Source organism: Wolbachia endosymbiont (group B) of Scrobipalpa ocellatella (genome assembly GCF_964188425.1).
Classification (GTDB): domain Bacteria; phylum Pseudomonadota; class Alphaproteobacteria; order Rickettsiales; family Anaplasmataceae; genus Wolbachia.
Genome location: NZ_OZ077190.1, coordinates 23,408 through 35,625, shown reverse-complemented (window position 1 = coordinate 35,625; position 12,218 = coordinate 23,408). Strand labels below are relative to the sequence as shown.

General features: G+C 32.6%; 12 protein-coding genes and 1 tRNA gene. 10 read left to right on the top strand and 3 right to left on the bottom strand.

Annotation, left to right across the window (positions count from 1 at the left end; all coding sequences use genetic code 11):
- Positions 1–416: 416 nt before the first annotated feature.
- A complete protein-coding gene (locus AB3210_RS00180) occupies positions 417–1,412 on the bottom strand; it encodes a glycine zipper family protein (protein WP_230609282.1) in 996 nt (331 codons plus the stop codon).
- A 141-nt stretch (positions 1,413–1,553) separates the two neighbouring features.
- On the opposite strand from AB3210_RS00180, the gene elbB reads away from it, so the two are divergent.
- The 10 genes from elbB (at position 1,554) to dapA (ending at position 9,826) form a co-directional block, all read left to right on the top strand.
- Complete coding sequence (gene elbB, locus AB3210_RS00175) at positions 1,554–2,252, top strand: isoprenoid biosynthesis glyoxalase ElbB (RefSeq protein WP_007302219.1); 699 nt, start codon at positions 1,554–1,556, stop codon at positions 2,250–2,252.
- 379 nt (positions 2,253–2,631) lie between these two features.
- Positions 2,632–4,044, top strand: a complete 1,413-nt coding sequence (locus AB3210_RS00170; RefSeq protein WP_214303148.1) for an IS4-like element ISWosp2 family transposase — start codon at positions 2,632–2,634, stop codon at positions 4,042–4,044.
- 20 nt (positions 4,045–4,064) lie between these two features.
- Positions 4,065–4,199, top strand: a complete 135-nt coding sequence (locus tag AB3210_RS00165; protein WP_367363640.1) for a hypothetical protein — start codon at positions 4,065–4,067, stop codon at positions 4,197–4,199.
- 58 nt (positions 4,200–4,257) lie between these two features.
- The gene (gene ispH, locus AB3210_RS00160) at positions 4,258–5,184 is read left to right on the top strand and encodes a 4-hydroxy-3-methylbut-2-enyl diphosphate reductase (RefSeq protein WP_007302221.1); all 927 of its coding nucleotides are present in this window, start codon (positions 4,258–4,260) and stop codon (positions 5,182–5,184) included.
- A gap of 249 nt (positions 5,185–5,433) precedes the next feature.
- Entirely contained in the window at positions 5,434–6,894 is a 1,461-nt protein-coding gene (locus AB3210_RS00155) for a hypothetical protein (RefSeq protein WP_052264886.1), read from the top strand.
- 4 nt (positions 6,895–6,898) lie between these two features.
- Positions 6,899–7,507, top strand: coding sequence for a hypothetical protein (locus AB3210_RS00150; protein ID WP_010406999.1), 609 nt, complete (start codon positions 6,899–6,901; stop codon positions 7,505–7,507).
- Positions 7,504–8,292 (top strand): hypothetical protein, encoded by a 789-nt coding sequence (locus AB3210_RS00145; RefSeq protein ID WP_052264933.1) that lies wholly within the window; start codon positions 7,504–7,506, stop codon positions 8,290–8,292. The genes AB3210_RS00150 and AB3210_RS00145 overlap by 4 nt, the downstream gene beginning before the upstream one ends.
- Before the next feature lie 12 nt (positions 8,293–8,304).
- Positions 8,305–8,378: transfer RNA gene (locus AB3210_RS00140), tRNA-Arg, on the top strand.
- 68 nt (positions 8,379–8,446) lie between these two features.
- The gene (gene ssb, locus AB3210_RS00135) at positions 8,447–8,929 is read left to right on the top strand and encodes a single-stranded DNA-binding protein (RefSeq protein ID WP_006014313.1); all 483 of its coding nucleotides are present in this window, start codon (positions 8,447–8,449) and stop codon (positions 8,927–8,929) included.
- Between the two features lie 9 nt (positions 8,930–8,938).
- Positions 8,939–9,826 (top strand): 4-hydroxy-tetrahydrodipicolinate synthase, encoded by an 888-nt coding sequence (dapA, locus tag AB3210_RS00130; RefSeq protein WP_052264932.1) that lies wholly within the window; start codon positions 8,939–8,941, stop codon positions 9,824–9,826.
- 79 nt (positions 9,827–9,905) lie between these two features.
- Here dapA and AB3210_RS00125 read toward each other — a convergent pair whose 3' ends face one another.
- Both AB3210_RS00125 and AB3210_RS00120 read right to left on the bottom strand, forming a co-directional pair.
- Positions 9,906–10,553 (bottom strand): hypothetical protein, encoded by a 648-nt coding sequence (locus tag AB3210_RS00125; RefSeq protein WP_230608965.1) that lies wholly within the window; start codon positions 10,551–10,553, stop codon positions 9,906–9,908.
- 598 nt (positions 10,554–11,151) lie between these two features.
- Entirely contained in the window at positions 11,152–12,129 is a 978-nt protein-coding gene (locus AB3210_RS00120) for a quinone oxidoreductase family protein (protein ID WP_052264798.1), read from the bottom strand.
- Positions 12,130–12,218 lie beyond the last annotated feature (89 nt).

Here is a 12,218-nt window from a genome sequence, read left to right as displayed (position 1 = left end):
CGTCACGCGCTAGAATGACATCAACTTTTGAATTCCAGTTATGCAAGAAATCTATTCATTTGAAACTTGTTTGAGAAACGTAGCTATAAAAACCGCAGGTACCAGTTGGTTTTTATTAGCTAAAGTAAAGGTCAAATATCTGGAATTCTGGACATAAAATCCCCCTGTAAAAAAGATTAGAAAAAAATGCAGCGCACATATGACAGAAATTAAGTATACACTGAAGAGGATACGCTACATTTTTTTTATGAGTTTAATAAAAAAAGTCTGCAGACGGAGATAGATTTTTGAGCTCAATAAATATCTCTATTTGTAATTATAATGAGATTGAAAATATGCGGAAGTAATTTTTTGTGTCCGATTAGCAGGGTGACAAAATAAGATAGACAGATACATTAAAACGCTCTTCAAATGTATCAATTCACTCCTTTCCTTTCTTCACTAACTCGTTCAGAACTTGGATTCTTCACTTCAGAATTTGGCTCCATTTGTTTAACTTTATCACCAACTATTTTTTCCACTTTCTCTATTTTATTATTACCACTGTCCATAATTGCATGTAGAAAATTTTTCATCAAATCTAGCAATTTCTGCATATCTTCCTCATGAGTACTGAGGCCTTTTTCCAGAAATCTGATCATATCAGCTTCTGAAAAATTTTGAATAGTTCCATTCTTTACTAACTCTTGTATAGCAGATCGCTGCTCTTCATTTCGGAGCATTTCTATTATTTTTACTTTATTATTAAGAATTGTTCTTTCTTCGTCATTAGCTTTAAGACCCTGTTTTGTCAAATTGCTTATTAACTTTCCAAAATTATTCTCTCTTGGTTGAATCGTAGGTAATTTATCGATCACATCTTTCACAAAACTTTTCACTTCTTTTCCTGCTTTCATCGCTCCTTCTTTTATCTCACCTCTATGCTGATATATAGCATAACCAATAGCAGCTATAGCAACTAGTGCTACAAACCCTACTAATGCTGCTCCGCCAACAATTAATGCACCAGTCACTCCCCCTATTGCTAATGTACCTGCTAGTGCACCTGTTAGTGTTGTAACTGCTGCTCCACTTATCAATCCTTGAGCTAACAGTTGATTGCCTAAAGTTTCAAGCTCTTTCTCCATGCCTTTTACTTTATTTACTTGCTCCAAAAATTCTTTTGATTCAACTTTGTTTTTCTCAAAATCCTCCAATATAAGACCTATTACACTCCCAAAAACATCTTTCCTTTTTATCAGAAATTCACTGATATCTGATTTGTCAGAAGTTTCACCTTTCTTTTTAAAGCCATCTATTATTAGTAGACTATTCAATTTTTGTAACAAATCCTCTTTTCCAATAATATATTCCACTACACTTTCAATTAACTTCTCGGAAATAGCTGAGTTTGCTGCACCACCTTGTACCATATTCAATTCCCATCAATTATAAATATGCCTAATTATATATACTAATTATTAATTATATTATAATTGACATAAAATAATTACTCCTTTCCAAATATGGAATTTGTATTACAATACCTAGATTATATGAAATCAAGGTATTTTATGGGTGAGAAAAAATTAAGAGCTGCTGTGGTGTTATCAGGATGCGGCCACCTCGACGGCACAGAGGTGAGAGAAGCAGTTTTAAGTTTGCTTGTGCTTGATCAGCAGGAAGTGGATGTTAAATGTTTTGCACCTGATATCAATATCACACAAGTTATGGATCACAAAACAAAAGAGGCGGTAAAAGAAAAAAGGAATGTACTTGTAGAAGCAGCAAGAATCGCAAGAGGTGAGATATATGACCTAAGAGAAGCTAAAGCTGAAAATTTTGACATGCTAGTCGTACCTGGTGGATATGGAGTTGCGAAAAATTTATCTGACTTAGCTGAAAATAAAACAGTAATGCCTGAGTTTGAAAGATTAGTCTCAGAGTTCTTTGTTGCAAAAAAGCCAATAGGAACTATATGTATATCTCCAGCCATTATTGTTTTAATTTTAAGTAGCAAAATAGGTAAAGAAGAAAGTAAGATTAAGGTAACTATAGGAGACGACAAAGACCAGTTGATAGAGAAGCTCGGCGGCGAACATATAACATGCGATACAAAGCTATCAATAGAAGACGAAAAGCATAATATATTTTCCTGCTCTGCTTATATGCGTAGTGATGAAAGTACACACTCTGTATATCAAGGAATAAAACACATGATTGACAGTATGGTGAAAAAAATTAATAAAAAAACCAAACAACCATTTCTCTAAAGTGTAGTTTCTTATACAATTAATTATGTCTGTTGCATTATTGTTGTAGCCAAAGTAATCTGTAATTGCTTATTAATGATAAGCTATATTTAGTATGTAAGTTTAGTTCTTTTTTTTATAGATATAAATATGTCAGATCTTTTTTATATTGAAAGTGAGTGTTGTGTAGATGGTCAGTGTGATACTTATGCAGGAGAAGTGAGTATTAATGATGTCATGTTGGGCAAGTTTAGTCTAAATTCACACAGTGGGAAAAAAGCCATGGTAAATATAGACATCGTTACATTCGATATCCATATCTTACTATTACCCACAAATATAAATGGACATAAAAATAAAGTATTACAACATTAAAGTTTGCAAACATTGAGGGTAAAAAATGGCAAACAGGAATAATGAATGGGCTGAAAATGAATTTGGAGATGCTGTACTTGGAGATAAAAGGTTAACTGACCGATTAGTAAATATTGCTGATAGTTTTACAAGTTTACCTGAAAGCTCAATCAATCAGGCGTGTGGAAGTTGGTCAGAAGCAAAAGCAGCATATCGTTTTTTTCAAAATGAGAACGTGAAAGAAGGCGATATTCTAGCTTCACACGTTGCTAAAACAGTTGAAAGAACAAAAGCCCATAAAAAAATTTTTGTGATCCAAGATACAAGTTATATTTCATACACAGACCATGAAAAAACAAGTGGATTGGGAGTTATTACAAGAAAACATAGTCAAGGTATTATAATGCATACAGCTCTAGCTGTTAGTATAGAAGGTTTGGTACTAGGGATACTAGATCAAAAAATTTATTCAAGACCTGAAGAATCTGAAAACATAAAAAAAAAGAACAATGACAGTATCCGCATTGAAGATAAAGAGAGTATAAAATGGTTAGAAACTTTAAGCAACACAAACAACATTATTGATTCAACTCAAACTGAGACTATAACCATATGCGATAGAGAAGCAGATATATATGAGTTTTTTGAGCTTGCATATAATCTTAATTCGGCAGTGTTAGTTAGAGCTTCCAAAGATAGGGCAGTAAATAGAAAATCTCGATATCCTGAAAAAGGTGAGCAGAAGTTATGGGAATTTATTAAATCCTCTCATTGTGCAGGTACGGTAAAAGTTGAAGTTCCTGCAAAAGATAATAAGCCAAAAAGAACAGCACATTTGGAAGTTAGATTCGGAAAGTTTATTATGCATCCATCTAAGAATAGTATTAGGCATAAGACAGAAGAATTACTTAAATTACCACACTATGCAGTTTACGTTGTTGAAAAAGACTTTCCTTCTGAAACAAATCCGCTAGAGTGGATGCTTTTAACAAATCTTCCAGTCAATACCTTTGATGAAGCTGTTGAAAAAGTTAGGTGGTATTGTCTTAGATGGAAAATAGAAATATTACATAAAATTTTAAAATCTGGTCTCAAAGTTGAAGAATGTAGGCTTGGAACAGCAGAAAGGTTGATGCGATATTTAACAGTAATGAGTATTATTGCTTGGAGAATTTTCTTTATTACAACAATTGCAAGAACTGATCCAACATTACCGTGTACTACCTTATTAGCCGAAGAAGAATGGAAAGTTCTATATGTAAAAATACATAGAAAACCATGTTCAAATGCAACTCCTACTATAAAAGAAGCTGTTTCATGGATTGCTCAACTTGGAGGACATTTGGCTAGAAAAAATGATCTAGAACCAGGCCCCATTACTATTTGGAAAGGATGGAGACGTCTCTTTGATCTAGCAGAAGGATGGCGACTTGCTCACGAACTTTATATTTGTGGGTAATAGTAAGTATCCATATTGCTATGGATGGCCAAGATGGAAAGACAATAAAAAGAGACCTCAAGAGTCCTGAATTTACAATTAAAGATGACGGTTCCTGGTATATTAACAAGAGTCTTGGTAGTGATAAATTTGAAATTATAGTAAAGCAGTCATGATATGAAACATAGTGAGCGGAGCTTACTTTTTAGCAATGTTTACATACTTACTTAAAAAATGGAGATTATCTTAGCTGAACCACGCGGTTTCTGTGCAGGGGTTAAAAGAGCTGTAGACATATTAGCAATCACTTTAGAGAAATACAAAAATGAACGCCAAGTTTATGTACTACACGAAATCGTTCATAATAAATATATAGTAGAGGGCTTTAAGAAACAAGGAGTGGTTTTTGTAAGCAGCATAGAAGACATTAAAGACAATAGAGGAATATTGATCTTCAGTGCACATGGAGTGTCGAAAAGTATAGAGGATGAGGCAAAAAGAAAGGGTGTTCAAGTGATTGATGCAACATGTCCATTAGTTAGCAAAGTACATAAAGAGGCAAAAAGGTATGAGGATAGTGGTAAAGAATTAATTCTAATTGGACATGAAAATCATCCAGAAGTGAAAGGAATTATAGGAAGAGTAAGTAATCCTATATCTCTAGTGCAAACTATGCAAGACGTATACAATTTACAAATCAAAGATCCAGATAATTTATCTTATGTAACACAAACCACGTTAAGTATTGACGATACCAAAGAAATTATTGCTACACTGAAGCTCAGATTTCCAAGCATTACAGGCCCCGACTTAAAAGATATATGCTATGCAACACAAAATAGGCAGAACGCTGTTAAAAAATTGGCTAAAATTACAGACGTAGTGTTAATTGTAGGAAGCAAAAACAGTTCAAATTCAAACCGTTTATTAGACCTGTGCATTTCCACAGGAAAAAGAGCCTATTTGATTGATAATTATAAATGTATGAACAAAAATTGGTTGCAGGGCGCAGAAAAAATAGGAATTACTGCAGGTGCTTCTGCTCCTGATATATTAGTTGATGAGCTAGTAAATTACTTAAAAATAAATATGAATACAAAAGTTTCAGTCATGCCAGATGGATTCACTGAAAATGTTCAGTTCAAGTATACTAAATGGTAATGTGCAACAACGTGCGTCAAATCAAGTCTTTAGCTCAATTCAATTTTCAGTCTGTTGGAGAATAAAATATCAAGCTGAGATATAATTAATCCTCGTTTGTCAGGTTAAGTTGTGTCTAGCACAAATATAAAAAACCTTCATCATACAAAAGGGTTAATATTACTACTAATTTTATCAAAAACTTATAATATAAGTAATATTGTCATCTAATGTTTAATGAATTTCAATAAATTACCTTTTTAATTCTAGATGAGTATACACTTTGTTAATATGTTTGGGTCAAAACCCAAAAGTAAGTTTATGCTTTCTATAGGAAAAGAAGGCACAATGTTACTATATTTTAAAAATGATACTTTAAATAAAAGATATTTTGCTAAGGACAAAAATAATAAAGCTGTTTCTGACTTAATTTCATGTCTTTCATCAGATAAAAAAGCACCCTTATATCTGGTTCTCAATCACACTGATCAGAACTATTTGCTACAGTCTATCCCAAGAGTAAATAGGATTAGTGCTTATCTATCAGCAAAAACAAAAGTAGAGCATTTTGCTCATAATAACGATATAAATTCTATTCTCTTGGTCGAAAAGCCGAATAAATTTAATCAAAACTGGTGGTATCTATTTGTTTCATCAAAAGCAAATCATTTAATAGAATATTGGTTGGACGTGTTTGTTGAAATAGGCTCTAACTTTAAAGGAATATTAATGTTTCCTATAGAACTAGTCAGTATAGCAAAAAAGATTCTACACAAAGATCCTAGTAACTGGAAAATTATAGTTGCTGCAACTAAAACAGGTGGCTATAGACAAGTGGTTCTTAAAGAGAACAAAATGATATTTACACGTTTAATACCATTTACTAATGATAATTTACCAGGAATCATTGCTGGTGAAATATATCAGGAAGTGAAAAATACAATTCAATCTTTAACTAAGTTTGGATTTGAAAAAAATGACCCTGTCGACCTCTGCATTATAGTATCAGAAGCTATTAAATCTAGTTTATCAGTTATAAATTTTTCAGAGAATAGTGTGAACATATTGACTCCATATGAGCTGGGTAAACTATTGGGGGCAGAATTAGCTATAAGCGAAAAAGATAGCTTTTGTGATACTACAATTTTGTTTCACAGCTTTAAGAATAAGCCAATAAATATTTTTAACACAAAAGAAACTAAAGAATTTTATCTATTTAATTATCTTTATTTAAATTCTCCTCAAATTTTTCTATACCTACTCTTGGTTTTAGTTGTAATTAACGCCTTTTGTTTGCAAAATTTGTATTCAAATTTTAATGTTGCTGATAATTTATCTGCAACGCGGAGTGCTTTAAATAACAAACTAATAAAACTTAGCCAAATCTATAATGTAAAAAAGATAGATGAAGTTTACGATTTTATTAATATAAATAATATTTTATCAAAAATAGAGTACTCTCCCCTTACACAAATTAAGTATGCAGAAAAGTTAAAAGTACCAGGTGTAGAGCTTCAATCGTTTGAGTGGAATTATAATGAGGCAAAAAGTTATATTACCACAACTTTAAGGTTTAATTTTCAATCTGGTAAAGACATTTCTTATCAATACGAGAAACTACAGAAAAATTTAAACGATAATTTCCGTACTCATGATATTAGTATCTCTAGCTTACCTACTACTAAAGAGAAAAATCTATCTATTGATGTTGAAATAGGAGAGGCAATGTAGATTGATGACTATCTCTCAACTAAAAAGAAAAGCTACAATTCAGTGCATATATTACTTATTGTTATCTATTGTATTAATAGGGTTATCAACGTGTTTTATTATCTATAACAAAAAGGTTTATAATAAAAATCAAACTGCAGCTGAGGAAATACGCTCTATTAATTTACAGATCATTGAAATTCAAAAGAAAGAAGTCGTTCTAAATAAAAACCTAGATTTATGGAAAAGAATTTCTTCTTCAAACTTACATAGTAGCAGATACATTACAAATTTAAATTTTGAGCTTAACAAGCTATATAAAAAACACTACATGTTAGAACCTGAAATATCAATTTCTATACCTGAAGAAGCTGAACTCCACAATAAAAGTGAACATACAAAAGTAATAAGAAGTGAAGTGGTTCTAAGTTTAAGCTCAATTAGCGATAAGCATATTTTTTTATTTCTACAGTCTATTCCAAATCTTCCTGGTTATGTTATGATCAGATCTCTTACCTTGAATAAGCAGAGAAATATAGATGCTAAAGTTATAAACCAGATTTTAAGTGGTAATATGATAGAGATAGTGAGAGCTAGTATAGTTTTTGATTGGTATACCATATTAAGTAGATGAATATAAAGTTGTTTTTTATTTTTACGCTGCTGTTTTTTAATGTTAGTGCATATTGCAATTGCGAAGATCTTGTAGAAAATATAGGGATTTGTAAAAAATATTCTTGCCAACAGCATATTAGTAATGAAGATTTTATTGAGCATAAAATATTAGGGTTAAATAGTGAAAATTTATGTGTATATATAGAAAGACAAGGCAATGATGAAATGGTCTGTCATCATTCTAATGATGGAATGATTATAGAAAAGAAGTACTTAAAAAGTATTTTAAAAGTTGGAAATCAAGAAATAAATGACTTCATTGATATAGCAAATTTGCGTGCGAAGGAGTGTTTTTTTATCAACAATTATTATATAGATCGAGACGATATAATAAAAGAGGCAGCAGAGAGTACTTTATCGCAATATGGTAGCATAAAAAGCATTTTTTTTGATGAAGAGCAGGTTAATAGAATAGTTAGTGAGATGGAAAAGTTTAACTTACAGTCTTCAGGAGTTACAGAGGAAGAAAATTTCAATTGTAAAGTAGTCAGTTTAGATTCAATTTTATACTTTTCCCCCGATACATGGAAAATATGGGTAAATGGAAAGTTGTTTATAAATACTAAGGATTTAAAAGTGCACTCAGTAACTGAAAATTATGTAACTTTTTCATGGGCTGTAAACCAAAAGATAACAAAAGAACGGATAAGCAATTCTAAAAATGTACATTTTGGACATGGAGGTATTATGTTTACGCTTTATCCAGAACAAAAATTTGATTTAGATAGTTTATCTATTAAATAATCTAATACATCTGCGCTTGTAGCTCAGTTGGATAGAGCGTTGCCCTCCGGAGGCAAAGGTCGTGGGTTCGAATCCCTCCAAGCGCGTTTTTAATTAAATTTGACAATAATACTCTCACATAAGATAATAAAGAGATTTATTTTAAAGCATAATTATGTCTAGTGGTACTATAAATAAAGTCATATTAGTTGGTAATTTAGGAAAAGATCCTGAAATTAGGACTACACAAAATGGAAAAGAGATGGCAAGTTTTTCGATAGCCACATCTGAAAGTTGGACTGACAAATTTTCTGGTACGCGCTCTGAAAAGACAGAATGGCATAATATTGTAATTTTTAGTGAAGGATTAGTAAAAATTGTTAAGGATTTTGCGCGCAAAGGTAGTAAAGTTTACGTTGAAGGTTCTCTGAGAACTAGAAAATGGACTGACCAAAATGGTAGTGAAAGGTATACGACAGAGGTGGTGCTATATAACTTTAATAGTGCCCTTACCCTTTTAGATTCACGAAACAGTATGTCAAACTCTGATTACAAGCCAAGTGAATACAAACAAAATGAAACAGAACAAAAAGATAAACACGGAAGTTTTGACAACGATATAAAAGACGAACTAATCGATGATGAAATACCATTTTAATAACTTCAATTGAAATCTACATTTTTATGGACTGCTTGTGTTACTCCTTTTAATTGCAGTGGAGATAGTATAGATTACCAAAGCTTGCAGCGTTTACTAACAATGCAAGCTGAAGCTGAAAATGGTTTAGTGTTGCTAGGTAGCACAGGTGAAAGCTTATCACTTACTGATTCTGAAAAGCGCACATTAGTTGAATTTGTATGTGAGCTAAAATTAAATACGAAAATTATAATTGGTGTACCAGGAGTGAATCTATATCAGACTCTTGAATGGCTTGATTTTTGCAAGGGTATGCCTATTCATGGCTATCTAATGACAACTCCCATTTATGCAAAGCCTGGAATCATGGGGCAAACTTTATGGTTTGAAAAGCTGCTTGAAAAAGCACATGTGCCAGCCATGCTTTACAATATTCCATCAAGAGCAGGAGTGAGTCTTCACGCTGAAACTGTACGCAACTTATCCAGCCACGAAAAATTTTGGGCTATCAAAGATTCAAGTGGCACCGTTGATACTTTAACTCAGTATAAGAAAGTTGCACCAAATATTGAGGTCTTTTGCGGAGATGATAATATGATACCCGATATGGCTGCTAAGGGTGCGGCTGGTCTGGTTTCTGTTGCTGCCAATGTTTGGCCACGTGTAGTACATGAATATGTTAAGCAATGCATGAGTGGCGAGAACCCTCAGGCAGACAGTTGGCAACAAGCTTGCAAAACTCTATTTACTGCCAGCAATCCAATACCTACTAAAGCACTCTTGCATGACATTGGGCTTATAGAACACAAAACTGTTCGTCTACCACTAAGCACAGAAGACTTGCCTTCTATTGAAACATTGAGGCAAGCTAATAAAATGATTCTTGGATGGGAAAATCAACTAGCTATGCAGGATTAGGAATTAAGCTGATAATTCAATTATACTTAACACAAAAAAATGGGCTAAATCCTCTTCAAAAACTTCTATCTATCGTCTCTTAAAATACTCTCCTGCACACATCCCCATCAACAATTTTCACATCACTATCAACTGAGCTACCTGGCTGTTTATTTCCTTTGTATATCTCCCCATCAACGGAACTACCTGGCTGTCTATTTCCTTCTGGAAAAAAGCACTCAATTGCTTTATCAATTAAGAAACTTAAAGGAATACAAGCAATCACACTCACTACAAAAGTTAAAGCACCTATAGCTGCGGGTGATGTAAAACCAAGAGCAACTAGTCCTGCTCCAACTCCAAAAAAAACACCAATAATACTGATAGTATTTGCATAATTTTTAATTTTATATTCAGCGCTGTTGCTATATTCTCTCAAAATTTGTTCATGTTCTTTGGACATGCCTTCTGGTATATCGTTGAGATTTGTAGTTTTTGAGAAAAAACAAGCCTTGATTAAGCCTACTAATAACATTGCAGAACCAATGATTCCACCTGCAATGAGAGGTGGCAAGTTAACATAACTTAGAGCTAAACCTGCAAGAGCCCCAGTAACAGCGCCCATTCCTAGTGCTATTGTTAGTATCACTATTGTGCCTGCTGCTAGTTCTAGTTTTGATTCAAATTTCTTTTCTAGGTTACTTTTTGCTTGCCTCGCCTCTTTTAACTGTTCTCTTGTATAGCTCATAGTATGTACCTTTACTTAAAATTAATAATATAATACTAGCATTTTTAGTTTATATAGTTAATTTATTAAGTAATTTTAATTGACTTTCAGCAAACTTTAGCCTTATATGTATGGTCCCAGAGTGTAATGGTATATAAAATATGAGAACAAAATGCCATTAAAGGAGAACTTATGATTACTGGATATATCAGAACAACAGAGACAATTCATAAAGCAATGTAAACTTTCTAAGTACTAACTCTAAAACTATTGTAAAACAGAAAAAAGCATTCATTTAAAAGAAAAATAACAGCTCCATATACTATTGAAGTGATAATACTTATAATGTTAGATGTGACACCAAATCTAATTTGAAATATAACTTATTTACTCAGCTTCTTTTGAAACTACTGTGAACATAATATCTATAGATAAAACATTGCATTACCACGCCACTAACGAGTAGCAGAATGACAAGTTTTTCAAACTAGTCCGGTATAAAAATCTCAGTCAGTTTAGCTACAGCTGTATGCTTTTAACTCTCCCAAAAAGAAAATTAACCATGTGAAATTCTTGTTGATATGACTTAATGAATAATTATTTTAGGTTACTAAGTTATTTAAGAAACTTTGATAATATTTAGCCCACTTACTTTTCTATTTTCCATGTCACGATGAGCCTCTATTATTTCATCAAATTTATATTTTTTATTAATTCGTACAATTAAAAGTTTTTTTCTTATCATTTCAAAAATTTCCATTGCAGTAAGCACTAACGTAAGTCTATTGTGCTTGTAGTGATATATCGAAGTTCCAGCTGCAAATAACGAACGCGAACTAAGTAAAGAGAAATTAATAGGAGCATTACCTGATATCTGCCCATAGGAAACATATATGCCAAACTTACCTAAAGATTCAAAAGAGAGCTTGCTTGTAGCGTAACCTATAGGGTCATACACCGCACCTACTCCTCTATTTTTCGTAATCTCCATGATTTTAGAAACGAAGTCTTTATCATTGTAGTTTATTGCGTATGTGCAGCCACTTTGTAAAGCTATCTTCATTTTTTCGTCAGAGCTTATAGAACCTATCACTACACCTTTTTTATCCTTTGCCCATTGGCATATTATTTGCCCCAAACCACCATTAGCTCCATGAACTAGTACAAAAGCACCAGGCCTGATTCTATAAGATTGATTAACTAAATAGTGAGCTGTCATACCTTTAAACAATACTGCAGCAGCAACTTCATCAGGTATATCATTCGGAATTTTTATCAAATATTTCTGGTGTACAATGCGCTTTTCACAATATGCCCCTGGAGGAGCTGTGCAATATCCAACTCTATCTCCAACATTAAGTCCATCACTAATTTTTTTACCAAGCTTTTCAACAACTCCTACTGCCTCTACTCCAAGTACTGATGGCAGATCTTTAATTTTGCGTGTACCTTTTCTGTGTTCTAAATCATAACGATTTAAGCCGATAGTTGTATGACGTATTAAGACTTCCTCATCTTTTGGCTCACCTATGCTCTTATCTACAAATTCTAATACTTCTGGCCCCCCAGTTTTTTTAATTTGTATAGCTCTAACCATGATAAATGTAAGACAAAAACTTTAATTATGTTATCTAGCAATTAATATTTTGCAAAATGTTATTTAGAGTTTATACACTACATAAGCGT